This window comes from Paenibacillus sp. CMM36 (assembly GCF_053570945.1).
This window is the reverse complement of sequence record NZ_JBSEDY010000011.1, coordinates 1-22155: the sequence shown is the minus strand read 5'-3', so window position 1 is coordinate 22155 and position 22155 is coordinate 1. Positions and strand designations below refer to the sequence as shown.

The following is a 22155-nucleotide window of genomic DNA, read 5'->3' as shown; positions in this document are numbered from 1 at the left end:
GTGAAGAAGGTTAAAGTGTATTTTAACCGCTGGTTTTCAGTGGCGTATCATTATATGAATGCTATTCGTAACAATGAGGACGGTATTCCGTTCGAGATCTATGCGACGCACTCTGATCCGCAGCATATGGCGTTACAGGCCAGTGATGTAGCTGAAGTAGAGCCTCGCACCAGTGGTGTGGAGTACGCACGGTTTTGCGCTGATTTTTGCAGGCGGCACGGAATTGATGTCTTTATCCCACGGTGGAATATGCTCGATATTAGCAAGCATCTTTATTTGTTCGATGATATTGGGACAAAAGTGATGGTATGCCAAGATACCGAACTGCTGGAGCAACTGATGGAAAAGGATCTGTTTTATGAATCCATTCGTCAAAAGGACATTGTCACGATTCCCGATTATGCCATTGCCAGCAATGCCGAGCAGTTTAAACAGGCTTATGAGTCGTTAATAGTACTTGGGCATAAGGTATGCTTCAAGCCATGTAATGCAGAAGGCGGAATGGGCTTTCGTATCATCGACAATGAACGTAATCCGCTGGACGAACTGTTCGGACATGCGCTGAATCATATTTCGTTCGAGGAAGCACACCGTGTATTGTCATCCACAGAATCATTTCCCAATCTGATGGTGATGGAGTTGCTGGAGGGATACGAATACAGTATTGACTGCCTGGCTGACCGGAACGGAAAGCTGCTAGCGGCAGTTCCGCGTAGGAAGGCAGGAGGACGATTACGGCTGCTGGAGCAGCATCCCGAGCTGTTGGAGGTGGCACAGAAGGTCGCTGAGGCGTATCATATTCCGTACAATTATAACATTCAGGTAAAATATAACGGCGAGCATGCCAAGCTGCTAGAGATCAATCCGCGGATGTCCGGAGGACTTCATGTATCATGTTTGTCAGGTATCAACTTTCCTTATCTAGCGGTGAAATCGGCTTTGGGTCATGAGATCGGTTCACTTCATCCGCAATACGACATTTTAGCCAGTCATATCGAGCAGCCAATCACCATACGTAAATCCGTACATTGACACACACAAATATTGTTTTCTACAATATGGTAAGGGTTTACGTCAGGAGGTACAAGCTATGACGTCAAAAATGTGGGGTGCCACGATTGCTGTGGTTAGCTACCTGATTGCGCTTTTACTAAGTTTTTGGTTGCCACTGTTTGTGTGTTTGGCGATTCCGATCCTTGGTTTGGGAGGATACAGCGCCATCATGGCTGTTCGCCATCCTCGCCCCAATCTGACCGGTTCCGTGATTCCGGTGGTGCAGGAGCAGGTCGGTGAGACACAGCAGCATGAAAAGGAAGCTGCCGTTCGACCGCAGTCTATGACAGGACAAGTACGTCAACCAGATCAGGTGAGCAGTGAATTTGCTCAGGTGATGGAGTATTTGGAGGTACTGGAGGATATGGTGATCTCCGAGGGACAGAAGGATGCGCTTGATAACGAGATTGTCGAGAAGGCGCTGGCTCTATTTGCACGTTTGCAGCGGGTCATTCCGCTTTTGCATGAACTGAACAACAGCGAAGTGAATCATACGGTTCGGAGATTGATTTTGAAGGATTTGAATGGGCTAATTAATCCGTTTCTTCGGCTCAGCGGCGATGCGAAGCGTACCAACCGGAGGACGTTGTTAAACGGATTACGGGATGTGGATAGTAAAATATCAGTAATTGTATCCACGGTGGAGCATAAGGATCTGATGGAATTACAGAGCAAAGCGGAGCTTATTCACCAGCGTTATAGCAGTTCCGAATTGTAGGCGATTTGTAAGAAAATAAAAAAGTAGCAAATTAGCTGCTCTGAAAAACAACGATTATACTTGGGAACAGTTGTTTTTTAGAATAGGAGGTAGCGTATGGCGACCCCATGGGCTGAGTTGAAAAAAGAAGATGAACAGAAGGTGACTGAGGAGGCTTCACAGCTGATTCAGAAGGTATCACAAAGCGATGTCATGAGCTTGGATACCTTAATGGATGATATCGGTAAGTTGGGGGTTAAAACGCAGGAACGTGCGGGGCAGACCCTTAAAATGCTGGATCGTCCGGTAAACGACCTCATGTCCGGTGATCGGGCTGAGGTATCCAATATGATCTTAAAGCTGCGTGATGAATGTGAAACGCTCCAGCAGAGCAAAAATGTGAGTTTTTTTGGCAAGCTTCTGCGTAAAAGCCCGTTAAAAAACTACATTTACAAGTATCAGTCGGTGAAGACGAACATCGAGAAAATCATTACTGCCTTGAGAGATGGTAAGGATAATCTGGAAGAAAACATCGTCAGCATGAGACAGTTGAAGAAAGCCTCCATTGAAGAAATCTACAATTTACAGACGAAGATCGCCTTTGGTAATCGCCTGAAAGAACTGTTTGAGACCGAGATTGCCAAGCCGGAAAATGAATACCGCAAGCCTCATCTGGAGCGGGGATTGCGCAAGGTGGTTACTCGTACGCAGTCTATGACCGAAATGATTTTATTATACAATCAGGCGATTGCGGCAACGGATATTATTAATGATAACAATGATAAACTGATTGATTCTGTAAATAATGCGATTGATAAAACATCGAATCTGATCACTGTATCGGCTATGATCGCGATGGCGCTGGCGGATCAGGACAAAATCATTTCAGCCGTCGATGCGACCAACCGTACCATTGAAGATCAATTCAAGGAAAATGCGAAGCTTCTCAAAACGACGACCGAGAGAACGACAGATCTGCTTAGCAAGCCTTCTATGTCACTGGAGGCTGTGAATCAGGCGATTGGTGATTTGGTATCTGCTTTGGATCTGTCTGAAAAATCAAACCGTCGGATTATTGAAAGCTGCCATGATTATACAAGTAAAATGACAGCAATCAATGCCAACCTTAGCCAACGTTTGGGGATCGAAGGGAAAGAACCTTCCAAACCGCTGAAGGATAGTAATTCTTCTGAGGGTCTTAGCTCGTTTTTGAACTGATGACAATGTAGAATAATAGACCAATCTATGAAAAAGACGCCGGGATGACTCCGAAGGGCGTCTTTTTTTGGTTTGCCAGCAGCTAATAAAGGACATGATGAACATACATAGCATTCTCGTGCATAAACTCTTAAAAAGCGAATGACAAAAGGAGAGAGCGAGCGTATGATGTCTTTTATTTTGGGCTGTGTCATTGTCTATTTACTTGTGGCTGCCAGTAGCGAAAAAGCAGATTCAATTGTGGAGTTAAATGATTCTGTGAAATAAAATTTTTTATTGAAAATCATGCATTTTCTGATAGGATAGAGTTAAATATTGGAATCCAAAAGGAGAATGCATGCTGGAATTTTCATTTGAAATCATAGACGAATCGAAAATTAACATTGTATATCAGTATGGAAGCAGCAGCTTCAATTTTAATTTATTTTTTAACTACGGTGTGTGGACGCTGCATCCTTTTGACGGGATTCTACTGCAGAACAAGGAAATGTGCCGTCTGATCGTTACGGATCTGTTTAAGAACAAAGATTTTCATGTCATGCTGGCACGCGAAAATATTTTATTATCAACCCTGCGTACCTCTATTGATCTCAATCCCGAAACTCGGGGAGATCGATATCAGGAACAGGAATTTGATGAACTGTCTGATTTTGCCGAGACACACAGCTTTGAAGAGGTACTGCAAATCGAGCAGGATTCCGTCCGCGAACGTATGGACTTTTTCCAAAACATCATTCAAAAGATGTATATGGAAGGATTCGGCCCCGAAGACAATGATTTTAACAAGGTACAAGCTATTCTTCGAATCTATAAGGCTGCACATGACCAACTCGGAGAATTAAGCGACTTTCCCCTGAGAGGCGACGAACGACGCAGATGGTAGAGTAGACGTACTAGACGTTCAAACGCAAACATCATAGAGGAGCGTGGGGAACATGAGCAGTATTTCTTTACTTAAAAAGAATGCGCAACTGGTACTGACTAAAAAGAATCTAACGAATGTGACTGCGAGAGTTGGATTGGTGCTCGATATTTCAGGATCTATGAGAAGTTTGTACAAAAATGGTACCGTTCAAAAGGTGTTGGAACGAATTGTTGCAGTAACGAGTGCTTTGGATGATGATGGTGTACTGGACGTATGGGTGTATGATCACCGTTTTTCACGGTTGCCTTCCGTTACCGAAAATGATGTTGACAACTATGTTGAAAGACATATTCTGTCCAATGATTATTTGCCCAAGTTCGGTCGTAATGATGAGCCGCCTGTGATGCGCGATGTCATCGCCAAATACACCAAGGAAGAACCCTCTTCTGATCCGGCCTTTGTTATTTTTATTAATGATGGCGGTGTGAAGCGTGGAAAAGGAGACAACATCGACAACGCGGTCATTGATTCGTCAGGAGAGCCGATTTTCTGGCAATTTATAGGTGTGGGTGAGTCCGATTTTGGTGTATTAAAGAAGCTCGACAACATACAAGGCCGTGTGGTAGATAACGCTAATTTTTTTCAAATACAAGATATCGAATCTATGGAAGATAATGAATTGTACGAACTATTGCTTAACGAGTTCCCGTCATGGCTGCAAGAAGCGAAGGAAAAGCATATTTATTAAGGATACTAAGTGTTGTAATATGCGATCCTACAAAGCTTCATATAAAAAATACAAAAAGAGAGAGTTCCGCTAGCAATGCGAAACTCTCTCTTTCTTTACACACCTCTAAAACGTATAGAAGCTCTACGGCGGTTGCCAGCGGAGCGGGCAGAATTGTTCTGAAGAAGCGAAGCGTTCGCCTTTATCCCCGGATTTTACCCTTACAGGTTCTATTCAATAGAAATCCGGGGATAACAGCGATCGGAAGAACAATCTGCACGCGCAGCGCCCACCAACCGACCAAAGGCTTCTAATCGTTTTAACCTAACTCATCCCCATTAATATCATCGAGCAAAGGATAAGCCCTGCTCCGCACCCCGAAGTATATACCTTGAGGTGGCGGAACATGGATGTTTTCCAGGCTGACAAAGATTCATCGGAACGCAAACGCTCATTTTCCTCTCGTAATGCCTTGGATTGACGAATGAATAACTGTCCGATGTCGGCAAATCCCCGCAGGAAGAGGGTTAGAAAACCGCTTTGCAGAACGTGGAAGATTGCACCGATCACCAAGCCCAGCAACCCCAACAGGAATAACAGATTTGCAGTAGCCATGTGTTCACGACCATTCAAGAGATGGGGGGGGGGCGTACAGAAACCCTAAGGTACTGACAATCAGGGCGATGATCCCAAAACGTAAAATCATTATTTTTCGACCCGTTTCGCAAAGCGCAGGTCTGGGTTCGAACGAGCATCAAATACGATACCTTGAATCTTAGGGCTGATTAATGCAGTGTCCGCAGAGAACTGGATCGGAATAATCGGCAGATCTTCCATCAATACGTCTTCTGCCTGATGGAGCTGTTCAAAGCGTTTTGCCGGATCAAGCTCAAAGGTTGAGGATTCAATCAGTTTGTCATACTCCGGGTTGCTCCAGTTGGTAAAGTTGTTCGAGTTTTTGGAAGTATAATGCCCCAATACGCCGAGCGGATCCAGGAAGTTTCCTTCCCAGCCCATACGGGCGATCTGGAAGTTCTTCTGTTTAAAGGTATCAATGTACGTTTTCCATTCCTGATTCTCCAGCGTCACTTCAACACCCAGGTTTGTTTTCAGCATTTCCTGAATCGCTTCAGCTACTTTTTTATGCTTGTCCGAAGTGTTGTATTTGAAGGTGACTGGTGGCAGCTTGGTCAAACCTTCTTCTTTCAGACCTTCGGCCAGCAATTGTTTCGCTTTTGCAGCGTCAAACTCATAGTATTTTTTCGGTGCTTCATCACGGAAGTCCTTGCCGGATGGCGTTGTTGTTCCGTATGGAACATAACCGTAAGCCGGAGTTTCGCCACCTTTGGTTACGCTGGTAGCCAGTGCTTCGCGGTTAATCGCGTAGGCAATGGCCTGTCTGATTTTTTTATTGTCAAACGGCTTTTGTTTTACGTTAAAAGAATAGGTGTACACACTAAAAGACGGATGCGACAGGAATTCCTTGTTGCTCTTTTCCTGATCCAGTGTATCCACGGGAAGGCTCAAAATCAGATCCAGATCGCCCGTTTTGTACATTTGATAATACGTTGTGGAGTCTTGCACCATTTTAAAATTAATCGTTGCCATCGTAATGGCATCTTTGTTCCAGAATTGATCGTTTTTCGTCAGCGTAATTTGTTCGTTATGTTTCCATTCCTTGGCTACATACGCACCGTTGCCGACAATTGTGCCTGCTTCTGCTGCCCACTTGTCATTTTTCTCAACAACCGATTGGTTTACTGGCAGATAAGCATGACCCACGGCGATCGTGGGGAAGAAGCTTAGCGGTGATTTCAGCTCAACAACAAGAGTTTTATCATCTTTGGCTGTAACACCCACGTTTTCAATTTTACCTTTGCCTGTGTTGTACGCTTCGGCACCTTTGATGTAGTAGAGGGCAGAAGGATCGTAGGCAGCTGTTTTTGGATTTAGTACCCGTTTCCAGGAGTATTCAAAATCCTTAGCTGTCAGTGGGTCACCATTCGACCATTTTGCACCGTCACGGATAGTAAAAGTGTAGGTTTTGCCGTCAGGAGATACGTCTACTTTGCTGGCAGCACCTTCTACGATTTTACCAGCCTTATCGTATGTATACAGCCCTTCATACAAGTTATCAATTACAAAATAGGACGTTGTATCTGATGCGAAAGCAGGGTCTAGCGTATAAGGTTCTCCACCTGCCAGATTGGCAGTAATTTCTTGCGGGACATCTGCTTGAGGAGCAGCGGACGGGTCGTTGCTTGCTGTTTTGTCCGTATTACCAGAGCATCCTGCCAAAGCCGTTACGGCCAAAAGTAAGATGATCGTCATCCAATGCATTTTTTTCATCGTGGTTTTCCTCCATTACTGTAATTAGTTATGCCAAAAATAAGGTACACCTTACCGGGAGTTACTCATCCTCCTTTCCTGCAGGTATGCCGCGTGTGCGCACTTCGATAAAGGAACTGCCGTTCTTCCTGCGGTTAGGCGAGAAGCTGCGGATCATGGTGACACCCCTCCTTGTCCAATTGGGATCTCTCTGTTGTTAATGTTGTGAACGCGGGTCAAGTGCATCCTGAAGCCCATCTCCAAGCGTATTGAACGCTAGCATGGTGAGCGATATCATCAGCCCGGGGAAAAATAGGCGCCACCATTGACCGCTTAAAATAACGCCAAGTGAATCGTTAGCCATCGTCCCCCAGCTGGCCGAAGGAGACTGAATCCCCAAACCGAGAAAGCTCAGGAACGATTCGGCAAAAATAGCCGACGGAATAGTGAACGTTAAATTCACGATAATGATTGCCGCTGCGTTTGGTAGCAAATGTCTGAAGATAATACGCGAATGAGATGTCCCCAAGCTACGGGCTGCCAACACATATTCCTGCTGCTTCAGCTGTAAGATTTGCCCACGTACTACACGTGCCATACCGACCCAGCCAGTAATAGATAATGCAATAATCATCGTGAGCAGACCGGGCTTCATAATGACGAGCAGCAGAATGATGACTAGCAGATAAGGAATACTATACAAAATTTCAATAATACGCATGAGAATGCTGTCGATCCGGTCGCCCGTTTTACCCTGCCCAGCACAATAGCCAGCAACACAGCCGACGAGAATGCCAAGTACCAAATCAATGGCGGCAGCGGCAAAGCCGATCATGAGTGAAATTCTAGCCCCGGCCCATGTCCGTGCCCATACGTCCCTCCCCAGATCATCCGTGCCAAACCAATGCTCTTTGGAAGGAGAGAGAGTCGTCTTCAAAAGAGATTGATCACTCGGTGCATAAGAAACCATGGAAGGTCCAACAATCGCCAGCACAATAATCATGATGAGTAGGGAAAGCCCCAAAAGAGCAAGCTTGTTGTTGAAAAGTCTGCGTAGCCGATCCCGCCAGAGTGATTCTTTGGGTCTGGTCAACGTGGCGGTGGGGATCTGGCTGCGGTCTACAAGACTGAACAGACTGTCCTTTTCGACAGTAGGTGCTGCTTTCATGTTAATCTCCTTTACTGACTAATTTGATTCGTGGATCGACAAGGCGATAGGAAATATCAATTAAAAATAAAGTAACGACTAGAATGGAACTGTAGAAAATGGTCGTCCCCATAATCACTGGATAATCCCGGTTAAAGATACTATCTACGAAGTATTTACCGATGCCGGGAATGGCGAATATTTTTTCAACGACAAAGGTACCTGTAATGACGGAAGCGAATAGCGGTCCGATAAAAGAAAGCACCGGAACCAACGCGTTGCGTAATCCGTGACGCAGAACTACTGCCCAAGAAGACAACCCTTTCGCTTTGGCAGTGCGTATGTACTCCTCATGCATGACTTCCAGCATACTCGTCCGCATAAAGCGGGCGATAACGGCAAGAGGTGAAACAGCGAGAGCCAGCGATGGGAGCACCGTATGCTGCCAGGTTCCCCATGAGGCGACCGGAAGAAGGTGCCATTGAACGGCAACATACTTGATTAGCAACGGTGCCAATATGAAGCTGGGTACGGAAATACCAACAATGGCGATAAACATCGAGATATAATCCAGTGGTCGATTATGGTGTAGAGCAGCCAGTGTTCCAAGCGAAATTCCGGCAATAATCGCGACCACGATGGATTGAATACCGAGCAATGCAGAAGGTGGAAAACCTCGGGCGATGAGCATATTGACGTCCGTCGTTTTCGATTGAATAGACGGGCCCATATCCAGCACTAGCAGATTTTTGAGATACAGCACATACTGCACAGCGAGCGGCTTGTCCAGATTGTACCTGGCACGCATGTTTTGCAATACCGCTTCCGGAATGGTTTTGGAATCGTTCGAGAATGGGTCACCCGGAATGATGTGCATGATGATAAACGTTAAAGTGACGATAATCCACAGTGTAATGAACATCGTAAAAAGACGCTTTAAAATGTACATGGGGCTTAATTTCTCCTGTCTATCAAGCTGATTTACATACTATTGCTGCTAAAAATTTAATATAAGTAAAAGTATATAAGAATACTAGGAAATAATAAGACGGTTTAGGTGACATGTCAAGGTAAGGTTTTACATTATAGAACACAGGTCAAATTTTCGTCACAGGTTTTCCATTTATATAAGGCTAAGATTCCGCTCATTCCTCTCGACGAGTATCCTGCGGTGTGTTATGATGATACTCTGATAACGTGTTAACGAACTAAAGCGTTTGCCACCTGTTCTTGGATACGGGGGTCACCATTGTTGGAGGGGAATAAGATGAGAAAAGCAGCCATGTTTACGATGTTAATTGGATTGATGATGATCGTGTTGGCCGGATGTTCCGGCGGTAAGGACGACAGTAAATTGATTATTGGCATTGATGATAAATTCGCCCCGATGGGCTTTAGAGATGAAAATAATGAGCTGACCGGCTTTGATATTGATTATGCGAAAGCGGCCGGGGAACAAATGGGTAAACAGGTGAAATTTCAGCCGATTGACTGGTCTGCCAAAGAATCCGAGCTGAACAGCGGACGTATTGATCTCATTTGGAATGGATACACCATTACGGATGAACGTAAGGAAAAAGTGCTGTTCACGAAGCCATATCTGAAAAACAGTCAGGTCATTGTCATACCAGCTACTTCCAGTCTTTCCAAGCTGGCTGATCTGGCGGGCAAAACGGTGGGACTCCAGACGCTGTCTTCAGCAGCCGATGCATTGGATGCGAATCCGATCAAAAGTAAATTGAAGTCAGTGTCTGAGTACCCGGATAACGTTCTTGCTTTGACAGATCTGAAAACCGGTCGCCTGGATGCGGTTGTCATTGATGAAGTCGTTGCCAAGTATTATATGTCGAAGGAACAAGGGACGTATAAGCTGCTTGATGAATCATTGGCCCCTGAGGAATACGGCATCGGTGTGAAAAAAGGGAATGAAGAGCTGTTGACGCAGCTGCAATCCGCTTTGGATGAGCTGCACAAGAACGGAAAAGCTGCTGAAATTTCGAAAAAGTGGTTTGGTGAAGATAAAGTATTAAATTAATACGTAGTGTATTGAACTAAGGGTTTAGGAGTCGAAGGTCATGAGTATGGAATATATTTTACGAATTATGAAGCCTATGCTTGAAGGGGCACAGATGACGGTTATTTTATTTTTCATCACGCTCATCTTGTCTATTCCATTGGGTTTTATCGTTACGTTGCTGGTCAAAAGCCGGATTAAGCCAATCGCCTGGCTGATGCATACGTACATTTATGTTATACGCGGTACGCCGCTATTGCTGCAATTATTGTTCTTTTGTTTTGGTCTGCCGATGTTGCCTGTCATTGGGGAGTATCTGGTATTGGACCGGACAACGGCTGCGGTACTGGCGTTTGTACTGAATTATGCGGCTTATTTTGCAGAAATTTTTAGAGGCGGGATGTTGTCGATTGATAAAGGGCAATACGAGGCTTCGCAAGTGCTGGGCTTGAGCAAGTCGCAGACGCTGATTAGAGTCATTGTGCCGCAAATGGTACGGATTGCTTTGCCTGCGGTGACCAATGAAGCGACAACACTGGTAAAAGATACGGCACTACTGTATGCAGTAGCGGTACCGGAACTGCTGCATTTTGCCAATACGGCTGTAAACCGTGATTTCTCGATTGTACCTTATGTTGTAGCGGCGGTTATTTATTTGTTGTTAGCTTTGGTGCTGACGCTATTCTTCAGGGCGCTGGAAAAACGTTTTAAATTCGAGTAAAAGGAATGTCGGGATATGAATACTAACGCAATAGAAGTAACCGATTTGAAAAAATCGTTCGGCAAGCTCGACGTTCTGAAAAGAGTGAGCTTTAACGTTAAAGCCGGCGAGGTTGTAGCCGTCATCGGTCCCTCAGGTTCAGGAAAAAGTACCATGCTCCGTAGTTTGGTACACCTGGAAGATGTGACGGGCGGGACGATCCGCATTCATGATAAAGCACTGGTGGAAAACGGTCAGTACGCTCCGGCAGGTGACATTAAGGGCATTACCACCGGTATGGGCATGGTGTTCCAGCATTTTAATCTGTTCCCTCACTTGACGGTGCAGGATAATCTGGAGCTGGCTCCGAAGCTGGTGAAGAAGGTGAGCAAGGCTGAGCTACGTCGCCAAAGCGCTGAGTTGCTGGCTAAAGTCGGTTTGGCAGATAAAGCAGATGCGTATCCATCCCGACTGTCGGGAGGACAGAAGCAGCGCGTGGCGATTGCCCGGGCAATGATGATGAACCCTGATATTTTACTGTTTGATGAGCCGACCTCGGCCCTTGATCCCGAGCTGACGGGTGAGGTGCTGCGAGTTATCAAAAAGCTGGCTGAGGAACATATGACGATGGTCATCGTGACCCACGAGATGAACTTTGCGAGAGATGTGGCAGATCGTGTCATTTTTATGGATAATGGAGAAATTGCGGAATCCGGTACACCAGAGCAGATATTCGGCAATCCGCAGTTGGAGCGGACGAAGGTGTTTTTGAATCGGGTGGAGGCTTAAAAATATAGTTGTTCTTAGGAGAGGCGTTGCGCGTGTAGATTGTTCTTCCGCTAACCGACCACCTGTGTGTAACTATTTTTAAGCAAGTAATTTGGGGTAAGGATAAAAGCAAGGGAGATGGCAAGCGCCATCTCCTTTTTTTGTAGTCGTAGGGTTGCGAACTATGTAACAACATGAAGGCGATTGTCTATGCTTCTTTACATACCTACCGAAGGTATGTTACGTCGCTTTACAGCCTGATACGAACACGCAAAGCAGATGCATTTTCAGGCTTCATTTTTCTCGGGTTGATTCTCGGCGTCGTCGCTGTGCTTCTGGGTTCACTGCTCTTTAGACGGCCGTTAATTTATTATTTTGCTGAGCGGTTTACAGGGCGTGATCCTCAAATGAACGATAAGTGGAAGATGTACACGAATTGATCCATGGAGGAAACACCGATCTCTAAGGATTGTAGACAGGCCGATGGCCGTCCCTCTCCAGTTCTATCCGTCAGTCCGGGTGCGTTGCAAGGCGGCTTCCTGCCAGACGAACGGCCTTCGTCGCTACCCATACTTTCTTAACTGCAAAATCGAACGTGTAAAGCTTTTAATTGAAGAAAATAGAGATATATATTCAGCAGTAGTTGCATGGGGTTTAACGAATTTTAAGGTTTTAAATTAATCGGTAGTTTACTGTAATCCCCCAGAATTAGCTGACTCTGAGGGGCTTTTTATCTTTTTTTGAATGTTTTTTGGAGAAGACTTTTTATTGAATGCCAATAATAATATCAGTCCGATGATACATAATACACCAATCCATTGGAAAAATCCAAAAGGCTCTTTTAACCAAAATACAGTTGTTAGAACAGCAGCTAGAGGTTCCAGACTACTTAGAAAGCTTGTTTCTTTTGGGGAAAGACTTTGTAAGCTTTCTATATAGAACCAAAATGCGATCATTGTGCCGAATATGATAACGAATGCTAGATATAAATAGGTTTCTAGTGTCAAGCTTTTAAAGTCCATCTGCCAAGGTGGATGGATCAAGCTTAGTCCAAAACCGCCGATGACCATCGCCCAACCGACTATAACAAGGGAATCGTACTGCTTTAAAAGAGGAATTGCGTATAAGGTATAAAAAGCCAGAGCTATCGCTGATAAAAGACCCCAAACGATTGCGATCTTCGGAACGGATAGTTGAGATATGGAGCCGTTTGTTAATAAGAAAAAACAACCCACTAAAGCAAGGAAAATAGCTGATAAATCCTTTCGTGTGAAGACAATGTGCTTTCGCAGAATTAAATAGATAATAATCATTATAGGTGCTAAATACTGTAATAGTGTCGCAACAGCAGCATTACCACTTTTGATCGATGCCATATACGTATATTGAACGGAAAGCATACCAACCAAACCGTAGATAATGAGTTGGTAACCTGTCCTTCTATTTTTCCATACACCCCATATTTGTGTACGGTCTTTTAATAAAAATTGAAGGGTCAAGAGTAAAACACCAGCTATGAGCAAGCGTGTGGTTACAAGCCAATTTACATCGATTTGTTGAAAGAGTTTTTGTGCAACAGTCCCACTGATCCCCCAAAATATAGCTCCTGTGATAACAAGCAATAATCCTGTTGTTCTAGCTGATTTATCCATGAATATTCTCCACCTTGAAATATAATAATAGTGTTATAATAGGTGAAAAATATTTAAAATTATACTTAAATTTGATGATAAAATATAAATATATTGAGGTCGTGATGATTTGCAAATAAAAAATTTCATGATTGACCAAAACTTAAAAGAACTAACCGAGCATCGGACGGTCGTACTACCGGTTGCGTGTTATGAAACAACGATTAACCAAAATATACATGGATATATACCACTTCATTGGCATGATGAAATTCAATTTGTTCTGGTTGTAAAAGGGGAAGCGATCTTTCAAATAAATGAGGATAAACGAATCGTACGACAAGGTGATGGGTTATTTATAAATAGTGGCTGCCTACATATGGCGGAAGATCAGAATGAATCGGGTTGCGTCTATGTCTGTTTAAATGTTTCTCCTCATTTCGTTTTATCACAAGAGCTTTATACACCCTATGTAGCCCCATATATTCAAGCGACTAATTTACCTTATGTATACATAGATTCTGACGAGCTTTGGGGGAAAAACATTTTAGATGCCATTTTGAAAATGAATCAATGTATTCAACAAAAATCACTATACTTTGAGATGGATATTACCATGCACTTAACACTGATTTGGAAAAACCTAGTCATTAATGGCTTTCAATTAGAATACGACCAGATGGAAATGGTAAAGAGTCAACGGATCAAACAAATGTTAAACTGGATCTATTTGCATTATGCTGAAAAAGTCACATTAGATGATATTGCAAAAGCGGGTCAATTGAGCCGTTCTGAATGCTGCCGGTATTTCAAGCGTTTTTTAAAGATAACCCCGTTGAATTATGTGATGGATTATCGAATTCAAAAAAGTTTAGTCTTATTGCAACAAGTAGAATCTAACGTTACAGAAGTTGCATATAGGGTTGGATTTAACAGTACGAGCTATTTTATAGAAAGATTCAGAAAAGCGATGAACATGACACCATTAGCCTACAAAAAATTAAACATGGATGGTTGCTAATTATAAACCTCTCTAAATACTTCAATCATTGTCATAGTCCCTGTTCGATATCCATGGATGAACGCTGCTGCGGAGTGTAGGGAAGTTGACTCACTTAATAAATCAAACAAGACTTCAATTTGCTCAAAATCGTCTTCTGGTAGTTTATTCTTCAGCATTTCCATATACTCACTGATTTTTTGATTCACTTTTTCAGACTCAGGATCGGTTGACTTTATTTGTTCACTGGGACGCCAATTCCCATAATACATATCCTCCAAAATCATTTTCATCATGCCTCCTTATGAATACTGAGCTAAAGATGTACATACGGCGCCACTACGCGGTCGGATGGTGCTTCCCATCGCTGTTGTGCCCGGCTTTCTTAATCAAGCTAAGAAGGTTGAAATCCGGCCACAAAGGCGAACGCTATCGCTTGTACAGCACCATTCCGCCCACTTCGTTCTTATTCCACTTGTTGTACTCTTTAAATAAATCTTATGCGAAAAACGCATAAAAATCAATATGCAGTTTTCGCATGGAGTAAACTTTGCTTGGGTGATGAGTAATGTATAAGAGAATTCGCAATTTACGTGAGGACAAAGACTTAACACAACAGACCATGGCTGAATTATTACATATCTCACAAACGACCTACTCTCGATATGAAAATGGGACCTTTGACGTTCCAAGTGTTGTCTTAATCAAATTGGCAGATTTCCACCAGGTAAGTATCGACTTTATTCTTGGTCAGACAGATAATCCTGAACGTTGTACAGGTAAAAAGAATAGCATGCAAAATAAAGCTCTATGATGACCGCAGGAGCTTTATTTCAATATTCTGTTGTACGCTTCGTTGGGGAATATTCACTTTAATAAAACGAATTTAGGAGAATCCGTATGTCTCTATTAGAGCTTTTGCATATAAATGAGCGACTCAAGATTTTAAGGTATTGTCGAAGATAAATAAACTTTATGCGAAAAACGCATAAAAATCAATATATTGTTTTTGCATGTCGTAAACTTTGCTTGGGTGATGAGCAGTGTATAAGAGAATTCGCAATTTACGTGAGGACAAAGACTTAACACAACAGAGCATGGCCGACTTCTTAGGTATCTCACAAACAACCTATTCCCGATATGAAAATGGGAATCTGGACGTTCCAAGTGTTGTCTTGATCAAATTGGCGGATTTCCACAAGGTGAGTATCGACTTTATTCTTGATCAGACAGATAATCCTAAACGTTACAGGTAAAAAGGCATAACATGCACAGCAAAAAAGCTCCCGTGATGATTCACAGGAGCTTTTTTGCTGGAATTATTCATTAAGTCGTCCCATCATAACTGTGTTGTGGTACTTACAGTCGGATAGAATTTTGTCCTTTTTTAATATGCCTTCGATCTCAAACCCCAGTTTTTTTATACTGAATTGCACCCCTTAAAATAGACATTGGAAAAATCCTACATAAAAATAGATTTGCATATTGCTCGAATTAATTAAAAGCAGCCAAGACCTTCTTCTAATGTTACCTAATCCTATATTCCCTCGGCGGCTTCATTAAAATTCAAAGAAAGCTAAACATAATAGAGTTAAAGCTTTAATTTATAGGTTTTTATGTAAACGCTATCATTTTATAATTTACTCAGAAAGGAGGTAAAAGTTAAAAGACGCGATATGGCACGGATAAGAGATGCTGCAAAGAGGATCAACCAACAAGCAGGTGCATGGGGCAAATACAAAAATAATTTTAGGAGGGAAAGTATGTTTAAGTTTAGTAAGAAAATGATGACGGTAGTTCTTGCAGCTTCCATGAGTTTTGGGTTGTTTGCAACAACCTCAAGTGCAGCGACAGACTATTGGCAAAATTGGACTGATGGCGGTGGGACGGTCAATGCTGTTAATGGATCAGGCGGTAATTACAGCGTAACATGGAAGGATACCGGGAATTTTGTTGTCGGCAAAGGCTGGACTACCGGATCGCCAAACAGAACGATTAACTACAATGCTGGTGTCTGGGCGCCGTCCGGTAATGGATATTTGGCTCTCTACGGGTGGACGAGAAACGCACTCATCGAATATTACGTCGTGGATAGCTGGGGGACTTATCGACCTACCGGAACGTATAAAGGTACGGTGACCAGTGATGGGGGCACATATGACATCTACACAACAATGCGATACGACGCACCTTCCATTGAAGGCCAAAAAACGACGTTTATTCAGTACTGGAGTGTTCGACAGTCGAAGAGACCGACCGGGGGCAACTCCACGATCACTTTCAGCAACCACGTGAAAGCGTGGGCGAGCAAAGGAATGAATCTGGGAAGTAACTGGTCTTACCAGGTGTTGGCGACAGAGGGGTATCAGAGTAGCGGGAGCTCTAACGTAACGGTGTGGTAACCACTTAACTGCAAGCTGTTCAACGAACAGGCGCGGTTGGGGCTGTCTCACGGGATAAACGGGTTCCGAAAGCTGTCTGATAGGATTTACACGAATTGGTCCATGGAGGAAACACTGATCTCTAAGCATTGTAGACAGGCCGATGGCCGTTCTCCTCCAGTCTATCCGTCAGTGCGGATGCGTTGCAGGCCGTTACCTGCTAGACGAACGGCCTTCGACGCTGCTGGAGGCGAATTGCGGGCCGTCATGGCCTATCATTTTCCCTATCAGCTTAAAGGGGATATATCAATGAGAAAGCTATTAATTTTCCTTTTAATAGCACCAATGGTTGTGATCAGCGCTTGTTCGCAAGATAAGCCTGAGAAAAGGGATAACCTTGTATTCGTGGAAGGTGGGACTTTTCAGAACAACAAGTACAACAACTCTGGAAAAAGCGTGGCCCTATCGAACTTTTATATCAACAAATATGAAGTAGTTCAAAAAGAGTGGGTTGAAGTCATGGGAAGTAATCCCTCGGTATTCATTGGCGACAATTTGCCGGTAGAAATGGTGAGTTGGTAGGACGTTCAGCAACTCTCGTTCTCTATACACAAGATGATGAGGCATTAATTAAGCTGACGGGCAGTTATTCAAAGTGACTTCATAGTAGATATCTTTTTTAATATAGACTGTATATTCAGTCATGACTAAAATGGTAATCAAGAAAATATTACCACATTGGGGAGGGTGACAAGGTGGAACTTTTTTACGAAATCGAAGGGAATGGAGCCCCTATAGTCATGATTCACTCGGGAGGTGTTGACTCAAGGGTATGGAGATATATGGTGCCTGAACTGGCAAAATCATTCAAGATCATTACCTTCGATGGTCGAGGAACCGGCCGCTCGCCTGCTATGCAAGAGCCGACTTCACTTGTGGAGGATTTGCGCAAACTTCTCGAACATCTCGGACTGGATCTTGTCACACTTGTTGGTCATTCCATCGGTGGGCAAGTCGCGACTGATTTTGCGTTATCATATCCTTCTATGGTTGAGCGACTAGTGGTGATTGCCCCTTCATTAACGGGATTTGCATATTCGCAAGAATTTACCAATTATATGGCATCGGTGAATGCGGCCGCTCCCGATATTTCAAAACTTGTAGAGTTGTCCTTAGCCGCACCGATCTATCGGGCTACGATGGCTAGCCCCCATCGGAGTTTTTTGACTGAAATGCATAATCACTACATGACAAGGGTATTCACCGAGTGGAGAAGCTTTGAGGTCCTTTGGCCAGAGCCACCTTCGATTGAACGTTTAGAAAAAATTGCAGCGAGTACGTTATTTATACAAGGAACCATAGAATGGCCGGATATGTACAATATCGCAGAGCACTTCAAGCGTGTACCTGCAATTAGGTTTGCCGAAATCAAAGGGGCCGATCATATGCTTGTCCTTACTCATGCGGAGGAACTAGCTAATAGCATCCGACAGTTTTGTCACAGGTGAGAACCATACGTGAATAGATTGGGTATCTCTTGATTCAATTATTATAATGGGTGATAAGAAGTTTTGAAACTTAAAGAGCAACCCGGAAGAAACATCTTGGTGCTTGGAAGCGATGGGTGAGTGGAAAGCGTTTGTTTACAGATAACGTCAACACGATGTCTCTTAAGCATGTCTATACCAAGACCTTACATTCGGAGCAGTTGAATTGACGTACCGCCCATCAAAAGAAGATTAACGCTTTCCACCAAAAATCAGAAAGTGTTTATTGAACTAACGGGATACGTTAGCTCAATAAAACAGCGGCAGGCTCAATAGACTGATAAAAACAAAGTCCGACCCTGCCGCTGCTTTATATTGGAGCCAGTTTTATAATTATAATCCGGAGCCCTGACGGTAAACTATACCAGCTACCCTGCATTCCACAGACGATTCTTACGAGCTGTTATTCTGAAAATAAAGCATCCGTTGCAACCGGTTGAAGGATAGGCAGTGGCTGAAGGGCGGTGGTCCGGTCGAGATGAACAAACGCATCATAACGATCCGCCATGCTGGAAGGCACGTAATTGCCGAATCTTTCATGAGCAGGCTCATATACCACACCGATGGCTCGGTGGCCAATGACCGTATGCAGTATGGAAGATGCATCGGAGAGCATTACCATGCCATTCCGGCCGTCTCCCGCCCGGTGCATGCAATACTCCCAGCTTCCTAGCTGTCCGGGCGGCACGGTCATTTTCTCAACCGGAGCTCCCCAAGCTCTTCCCGCCAGTACCTCGCCCTGATAGGTTCCGAAGCCAACGGCAAACACACGATGTTCCGGATCTTCCCGCAGTAGCTGACCCACATTGACCATGCCGTCAGCCATCATATCCGTTGCCCGCGCATCACCGATATGCGTATTATGCTCCCAGACAATGGCTTTTGCCGAGGCGCCGTAATAGGACATGATTCGCTTCAGCGATTCAACCATATGTCTGTCCCGTATATTCCAGGACTGCGGACCGCCCCGGACCATCGTACGATAATAGGCCTCCGAACTGGAAGTGACGAGCATGTTCACCTCCGCATTCAGTTCTTCCTCACTTCCCGGATACGCCATGCGCCTGCTCTGAATCTGCTTTAGTAGCTCAACCACTTCTTTCTCACAGCTCTCCGAGAGCAATCCTGCCGCAATGCCATAATTTTGATGGTCCCTGCTATATGGATCAAAACAAGCATATGTCCTGCGGGCCTGTTCCAGGTGGGGAGACTTGGTCTCCTCCAAATAAGCGATGATTGCCTCCATCGATTCCCATAACGAGTACATATCGATGCCATAAAATCCAACCTTGGGACAATCACTTCCGCCCCCTTGATTCATCTCATTGTACTCCTTCAGCCACTCCGCGAAATCACGAATATCCGTATTCGCCCACATCCAGGTCGGCCAGCGGGTAAAATCACCCAGTGCATCGGCTGCCGAAGAATCGGACCCCTCCATCCCTTTAACATACCGGTTTAACCGATAAGCAGAGGGCCAGTCTCCTTCCACGCCGATAATGTTAAATCCCTTGCTTGTAATTAGCTTCTTCGAAAGTTCGGCCCGAACTTGGTAAAAATCAGACGTCCCATGGCTCGCCTCGCCAAGCAGCACAATATCTGCATCTCCGATGGCCTTAACCATGCTGTCCAGATTCTCCATTCCGTCCAATGGGATAAATAAGGCATTCAGCTCTTTTAGATATGCGTTCTGCTCTGATAGATTATCATTAGAATTCATGAATTTGTTCCCTCCTTTAGACGGTATGAGTGGATTATTTCCGAATTGTCCATTCATTAACCCAAAACAGGCCTCCCTTAGTGATAAGCCAGGGTAAGTCTGGTGGGGGCAAAATTTGAATTGATTAAGATGTACACAAAAAAGGAGGAGAAATATAATGTCCGCTGAACGTTTTCATATTCACATAGTAGATGAAGTCCTTGCTGATTTAAAGAGAAGACCGCTGGCCGGATCAATTGGAAAACTCAGCTTGGAGTGATTGTGGAGGTGACCTCCGTCAAAGATTTAGCGAAGATGAACTCATTACATATCATGGTTTATTGGCTTACTAACACAATCGGGTCGTCAACGCGGATGTATTACGAAAAAGTGTTTATGATGGAGCAGATACCTTAGAATAATTATTTAAGAGCGAAAAGGCCTTTTGAGTATGTACGAACATCCAATTGATTCAGCGTTTGGTTGATGAAAAAGCTATGGATAACCCTTTATTCGAATGCTTTAAATAATTTTAAAATGCGCACTAAAACGTTACTAGATATATTAGTTCAATAAATCTGCCTTAAATGATGTGGGTTAGTATCCATTATTAGAGGCGGATTCACGAAATTTAATATAAGGCTCCTTAACGTTGTAAATCCGCATTTTGCTGGCGATACCCAAATAATGTGAAAATTTATACTTCATTATCGTTCCTATAAAGTATACTTTTAGGAACGATGTCATGAACCGCACCTCAGACAGGATAGCGTTCGCGCCTTGTGGACACTCCTGGCGGTTTGATCCACTAGAAGATGTTTTTAAAGGTATACCTTTACAGACGGTAGAGAACGGAAAAATATTTGAAAATAAAGTATCAGACTTACTGATGGCTCATTAAGCTAACGGGTAGTTTAGTTTAACGAGCGCTGTTTTAGTCATTTACAACAAATGGAAAATATGTTCTAATGATAGTGGTGTTAATTTTCTAACTGTGTAGGGTTTTTAGCGTGACGCAAAACGGGATTGTGTTGGTTGTGAGTGTCTCGATACTACATGAAGATAAGCTGCTTATGATCAGAGAAAACAAAGCATCTGTTAAGAATACATGGAACTTCCCGTCAGGGAGAATCGAATATGGTGAAGATATTCTTGAGGCAACACGTAGAGAAGCAAAAGAAGAAACTGGCTACGACGTTAAAATTACAGCCACTACAGGTATTTATAATTTCATGAGTAGTACAAATCATCAGGTTCTTTTATTTCATTTTACTGGTGAAATCATCGGTGGTTCTCTTCAGTTAAATGCAAGTGAAATCATTGATTCGAAGTGGATAGCACCTACGGATCTGTTGATTCCAGATTTACTGGAGCTACGCGATAAAGAATTAATCAAACAAATTACAGAAAATTTGATTTCTCAAAACGAATACCCATTAGCCTTATTCAACATATATGGAGAATATGGTTTGAGCTAACGGGAAACGATAGCTCAATAAAACCAAGAAGGCATCGATCAACGTGATTAACTGCTGTTTTCAATTAACGGGCTGACAATAGGGATCGTTGCAGAAATGCTGACGATCCTTTTTTGTATGTTTATAGGAATAGTTCTAAATTAGTCTATTTCACATTCCCAAATGTGCATTGATAATTATTGGAGCATTTCATATTAATGATCCATTTTTTTAACTGAAAGGGGGATGCATCAAAAGCATTTTTTGGATGCAGTAGATATGGTCAAAGATTCACGGTACTTTTAATGAAGAAAAACAAATTCGAAAGTATAAGCAGTACAGTAATAGAACTGATTTTGATAACTCGGTTATTAATTGGTATGATTTACATGTAGTAATCAGCAAACTTAAATGATATATTATGTATCCGGCCGTAAGATAGGCTGTGATGTAATAGTTAGATGGACTTCAAAAATTCAAAGGATTACCTATGAGGTATTATTTACCAGTAGCGTGAATCGTCGAAGTGTGATATATTATTATTCCGGGTGTTGATATGTCCGGAAATGATTGATCTTTGAAAACTGAACAACGAGTGAGTAAAACGATTTTGTTCGCAAAATCAAACAAGAGATATTTTTTATCTCGTCAGTTTCAAAATGAGCTTATCGCTCTTTCTATAAACCAACTTCGGTTGGTCTTTAATGGAGAGTTTGATCCTGGCTCAGGACGAACGCTGGCGGCGTGCCTAATACATGCAAGTCGAGCGGAGTTATTTAGAAGCTTGCTTCTAAATAACCTAGCGGCGGACGGGTGAGTAACACGTAGGCAACCTGCCCACAAGACAGGGATAACTACCGGAAACGGTAGCTAATACCCGATACATCCTTTTCCTGCATGGGAGAGGGAGGAAAGACGGAGCA

24 protein-coding genes, 1 rRNA gene and 2 pseudogenes are annotated in these 22155 nt (G+C 43.4%); 19 read left to right on the top strand and 8 right to left on the bottom strand.

The features are described from left to right. The 6 genes from ACWA2B_RS19750 (at position 1) to ACWA2B_RS19725 (ending at position 4581) form a co-directional block, all read left to right on the top strand. The gene (locus ACWA2B_RS19750; RefSeq protein ID WP_449292546.1) at positions 1-1032 is read left to right on the top strand and encodes an ATP-grasp domain-containing protein; all 1032 of its coding nucleotides are present in this window, start codon (positions 1-3) and stop codon (positions 1030-1032) included. Positions 1033-1090: 58 nt separating this feature from the next. Beyond that, positions 1091-1771 carry a hypothetical protein gene (locus ACWA2B_RS19745; RefSeq protein WP_039272509.1) on the top strand — a complete coding sequence of 227 codons (681 nt, stop codon included), beginning with the start codon at positions 1091-1093 and terminating at the stop codon, positions 1769-1771. 96 nt (positions 1772-1867) lie between these two features. Beyond that, entirely contained in the window at positions 1868-2968 is a 1101-nt protein-coding gene (locus ACWA2B_RS19740) for a toxic anion resistance protein (protein WP_449292545.1), read from the top strand. 141 nt (positions 2969-3109) lie between these two features. Next, positions 3110-3235 carry a hypothetical protein gene (locus ACWA2B_RS19735; RefSeq protein ID WP_277884418.1) on the top strand — a complete coding sequence of 42 codons (126 nt, stop codon included), beginning with the start codon at positions 3110-3112 and terminating at the stop codon, positions 3233-3235. Between the two features lie 70 nt (positions 3236-3305). Continuing rightward, a complete protein-coding gene (locus ACWA2B_RS19730) occupies positions 3306-3851 on the top strand; it encodes a hypothetical protein (protein WP_029517557.1) in 546 nt (181 codons plus the stop codon). Positions 3852-3903: 52 nt separating this feature from the next. Then, entirely contained in the window at positions 3904-4581 is a 678-nt protein-coding gene (locus ACWA2B_RS19725) for a vWA domain-containing protein (RefSeq protein ID WP_449292544.1), read from the top strand. 303 nt (positions 4582-4884) lie between these two features. Here the strand turns inward: ACWA2B_RS19725 and ACWA2B_RS19720 are convergent, their stop codons facing one another. From ACWA2B_RS19720 to ACWA2B_RS19705, 4 genes are all read right to left on the bottom strand, one after another. Next, complete coding sequence (locus ACWA2B_RS19720) at positions 4885-5175, bottom strand: DUF3899 domain-containing protein (RefSeq protein WP_449292543.1); 291 nt, start codon at positions 5173-5175, stop codon at positions 4885-4887. Positions 5176-5265: 90 nt separating this feature from the next. Next, entirely contained in the window at positions 5266-6909 is a 1644-nt protein-coding gene (locus ACWA2B_RS19715; protein ID WP_340954419.1) for a peptide ABC transporter substrate-binding protein, read from the bottom strand. A gap of 196 nt (positions 6910-7105) precedes the next feature. After that, positions 7106-8056 carry an ABC transporter permease gene (locus ACWA2B_RS19710; RefSeq protein ID WP_449292542.1) on the bottom strand — a complete coding sequence of 317 codons (951 nt, stop codon included), beginning with the start codon at positions 8054-8056 and terminating at the stop codon, positions 7106-7108. Position 8057: 1 nt separating this feature from the next. Next, positions 8058-8984: an ABC transporter permease gene (locus tag ACWA2B_RS19705; RefSeq protein WP_029517552.1), complete on the bottom strand. Its 927-nt coding sequence runs from the start codon at positions 8982-8984 to the stop codon at positions 8058-8060. Positions 8985-9302: 318 nt separating this feature from the next. On the opposite strand from ACWA2B_RS19705, the gene ACWA2B_RS19700 reads away from it, so the two are divergent. The 5 genes from ACWA2B_RS19700 (at position 9303) to ACWA2B_RS19680 (ending at position 12098) form a co-directional block, all read left to right on the top strand. Then, positions 9303-10070, top strand: a complete 768-nt coding sequence (locus ACWA2B_RS19700) for an amino acid ABC transporter substrate-binding protein (protein WP_029517551.1) — start codon at positions 9303-9305, stop codon at positions 10068-10070. A 40-nt stretch (positions 10071-10110) separates the two neighbouring features. After that, complete coding sequence (locus ACWA2B_RS19695) at positions 10111-10770, top strand: amino acid ABC transporter permease (RefSeq protein WP_449292541.1); 660 nt, start codon at positions 10111-10113, stop codon at positions 10768-10770. 15 nt (positions 10771-10785) lie between these two features. Then, positions 10786-11538, top strand: a complete 753-nt coding sequence (locus ACWA2B_RS19690; protein WP_025683111.1) for an amino acid ABC transporter ATP-binding protein — start codon at positions 10786-10788, stop codon at positions 11536-11538. 173 nt (positions 11539-11711) lie between these two features. Then, complete coding sequence (locus tag ACWA2B_RS19685) at positions 11712-11957, top strand: hypothetical protein (protein WP_449292540.1); 246 nt, start codon at positions 11712-11714, stop codon at positions 11955-11957. 3 nt (positions 11958-11960) lie between these two features. Beyond that, complete coding sequence (locus tag ACWA2B_RS19680) at positions 11961-12098, top strand: hypothetical protein (protein WP_449292539.1); 138 nt, start codon at positions 11961-11963, stop codon at positions 12096-12098. 108 nt (positions 12099-12206) lie between these two features. Here the strand turns inward: ACWA2B_RS19680 and ACWA2B_RS19675 are convergent, their stop codons facing one another. After that, positions 12207-13169, bottom strand: a complete 963-nt coding sequence (locus tag ACWA2B_RS19675) for a DMT family transporter (protein WP_318628272.1) — start codon at positions 13167-13169, stop codon at positions 12207-12209. A 115-nt stretch (positions 13170-13284) separates the two neighbouring features. Here ACWA2B_RS19675 and ACWA2B_RS19670 point away from each other — a divergent pair, with 115 nt between their 5' ends. Continuing rightward, entirely contained in the window at positions 13285-14169 is an 885-nt protein-coding gene (locus tag ACWA2B_RS19670; RefSeq protein WP_318628275.1) for an AraC family transcriptional regulator, read from the top strand. Here the strand turns inward: ACWA2B_RS19670 and ACWA2B_RS19665 are convergent. After that, positions 14166-14435, bottom strand: a complete 270-nt coding sequence (locus ACWA2B_RS19665) for a DUF6809 family protein (protein WP_274485551.1) — start codon at positions 14433-14435, stop codon at positions 14166-14168. The genes ACWA2B_RS19670 and ACWA2B_RS19665 overlap by 4 nt on opposite strands. Before the next feature lie 281 nt (positions 14436-14716). Between ACWA2B_RS19665 and ACWA2B_RS19660 the strand changes: the two genes are divergently transcribed. Beyond that, positions 14717-14962, top strand: a complete 246-nt coding sequence (locus ACWA2B_RS19660) for a helix-turn-helix domain-containing protein (RefSeq protein ID WP_274484265.1) — start codon at positions 14717-14719, stop codon at positions 14960-14962. A 229-nt stretch (positions 14963-15191) separates the two neighbouring features. Beyond that, positions 15192-15404 carry a helix-turn-helix domain-containing protein gene (locus tag ACWA2B_RS19655; RefSeq protein ID WP_023987218.1) on the top strand — a complete coding sequence of 71 codons (213 nt, stop codon included), beginning with the start codon at positions 15192-15194 and terminating at the stop codon, positions 15402-15404. A 63-nt stretch (positions 15405-15467) separates the two neighbouring features. Here ACWA2B_RS19655 and ACWA2B_RS19650 read toward each other — a convergent pair. Further along, positions 15468-15569: pseudogene (locus ACWA2B_RS19650) on the bottom strand (GNAT family N-acetyltransferase); the annotation flags it as partial. A gap of 342 nt (positions 15570-15911) precedes the next feature. Here ACWA2B_RS19650 and ACWA2B_RS19645 point away from each other — a divergent pair. The 3 genes and pseudogenes from ACWA2B_RS19645 (at position 15912) to ACWA2B_RS19635 (ending at position 18037) form a co-directional block, all read left to right on the top strand. Further along, positions 15912-16550, top strand: coding sequence for a glycoside hydrolase family 11 protein (locus ACWA2B_RS19645; protein ID WP_449292538.1), 639 nt, complete (start codon positions 15912-15914; stop codon positions 16548-16550). A 288-nt stretch (positions 16551-16838) separates the two neighbouring features. Continuing rightward, positions 16839-17108: pseudogene (locus ACWA2B_RS19640) on the top strand (formylglycine-generating enzyme family protein); the annotation flags it as partial. Between the two features lie 176 nt (positions 17109-17284). Continuing rightward, the gene (locus ACWA2B_RS19635) at positions 17285-18037 is read left to right on the top strand and encodes an alpha/beta fold hydrolase (protein WP_449292537.1); all 753 of its coding nucleotides are present in this window, start codon (positions 17285-17287) and stop codon (positions 18035-18037) included. Positions 18038-18479: 442 nt separating this feature from the next. Here the strand turns inward: ACWA2B_RS19635 and ACWA2B_RS19630 are convergent, their stop codons facing one another. Continuing rightward, positions 18480-19796, bottom strand: a complete 1317-nt coding sequence (locus tag ACWA2B_RS19630; RefSeq protein WP_449292536.1) for an erythromycin esterase family protein — start codon at positions 19794-19796, stop codon at positions 18480-18482. A 989-nt stretch (positions 19797-20785) separates the two neighbouring features. Here ACWA2B_RS19630 and ACWA2B_RS19625 point away from each other — a divergent pair. Continuing rightward, positions 20786-21253 carry an NUDIX hydrolase gene (locus ACWA2B_RS19625; protein WP_029517535.1) on the top strand — a complete coding sequence of 156 codons (468 nt, stop codon included), beginning with the start codon at positions 20786-20788 and terminating at the stop codon, positions 21251-21253. 680 nt (positions 21254-21933) lie between these two features. Beyond that, positions 21934-22155: ribosomal RNA gene (locus ACWA2B_RS19620) — 16S ribosomal RNA — on the top strand; the annotation flags it as partial.

Excerpts from the sequence above, each read along its gene's own strand:
- ACWA2B_RS19745 (WP_039272509.1), top strand. The coding sequence starts at position 1,091 with ATGACGTCAAAAATGTGGGGTGCCACGATTGCTGTGGTTAGCTACCTG.
- ACWA2B_RS19660 (WP_274484265.1), top strand. The coding sequence starts at position 14,717 with ATGTATAAGAGAATTCGCAATTTACGTGAGGACAAAGACTTAACACAA.
- ACWA2B_RS19730 (WP_029517557.1), top strand. The coding sequence starts at position 3,306 with ATGCTGGAATTTTCATTTGAAATCATAGACGAATCGAAAATTAACATT.
- ACWA2B_RS19740 (WP_449292545.1), top strand. The coding sequence starts at position 1,868 with ATGGCGACCCCATGGGCTGAGTTGAAAAAAGAAGATGAACAGAAGGTG.
- ACWA2B_RS19710 (WP_449292542.1), bottom strand. The coding sequence starts at position 8,056 with ATGAAAGCAGCACCTACTGTCGAAAAGGACAGTCTGTTCAGTCTTGTA.
- ACWA2B_RS19695 (WP_449292541.1), top strand. The coding sequence starts at position 10,111 with ATGAGTATGGAATATATTTTACGAATTATGAAGCCTATGCTTGAAGGG.
- ACWA2B_RS19715 (WP_340954419.1), bottom strand. The coding sequence starts at position 6,909 with ATGAAAAAAATGCATTGGATGACGATCATCTTACTTTTGGCCGTAACG.
- ACWA2B_RS19665 (WP_274485551.1), bottom strand. The coding sequence starts at position 14,435 with ATGATTTTGGAGGATATGTATTATGGGAATTGGCGTCCCAGTGAACAA.
- ACWA2B_RS19680 (WP_449292539.1), top strand. The coding sequence starts at position 11,961 with ATGGAGGAAACACCGATCTCTAAGGATTGTAGACAGGCCGATGGCCGT.
- ACWA2B_RS19645 (WP_449292538.1), top strand. The coding sequence starts at position 15,912 with ATGTTTAAGTTTAGTAAGAAAATGATGACGGTAGTTCTTGCAGCTTCC.
- ACWA2B_RS19735 (WP_277884418.1), top strand. The coding sequence starts at position 3,110 with ATGACAAAAGGAGAGAGCGAGCGTATGATGTCTTTTATTTTGGGCTGT.
- ACWA2B_RS19675 (WP_318628272.1), bottom strand. The coding sequence starts at position 13,169 with ATGGATAAATCAGCTAGAACAACAGGATTATTGCTTGTTATCACAGGA.
- ACWA2B_RS19700 (WP_029517551.1), top strand. The coding sequence starts at position 9,303 with ATGAGAAAAGCAGCCATGTTTACGATGTTAATTGGATTGATGATGATC.
- ACWA2B_RS19720 (WP_449292543.1), bottom strand. The coding sequence starts at position 5,175 with ATGGCTACTGCAAATCTGTTATTCCTGTTGGGGTTGCTGGGCTTGGTG.
- ACWA2B_RS19630 (WP_449292536.1), bottom strand. The coding sequence starts at position 19,796 with ATGAATTCTAATGATAATCTATCAGAGCAGAACGCATATCTAAAAGAG.
- ACWA2B_RS19690 (WP_025683111.1), top strand. The coding sequence starts at position 10,786 with ATGAATACTAACGCAATAGAAGTAACCGATTTGAAAAAATCGTTCGGC.
- ACWA2B_RS19705 (WP_029517552.1), bottom strand. The coding sequence starts at position 8,984 with ATGTACATTTTAAAGCGTCTTTTTACGATGTTCATTACACTGTGGATT.
- ACWA2B_RS19725 (WP_449292544.1), top strand. The coding sequence starts at position 3,904 with ATGAGCAGTATTTCTTTACTTAAAAAGAATGCGCAACTGGTACTGACT.
- ACWA2B_RS19685 (WP_449292540.1), top strand. The coding sequence starts at position 11,712 with ATGAAGGCGATTGTCTATGCTTCTTTACATACCTACCGAAGGTATGTT.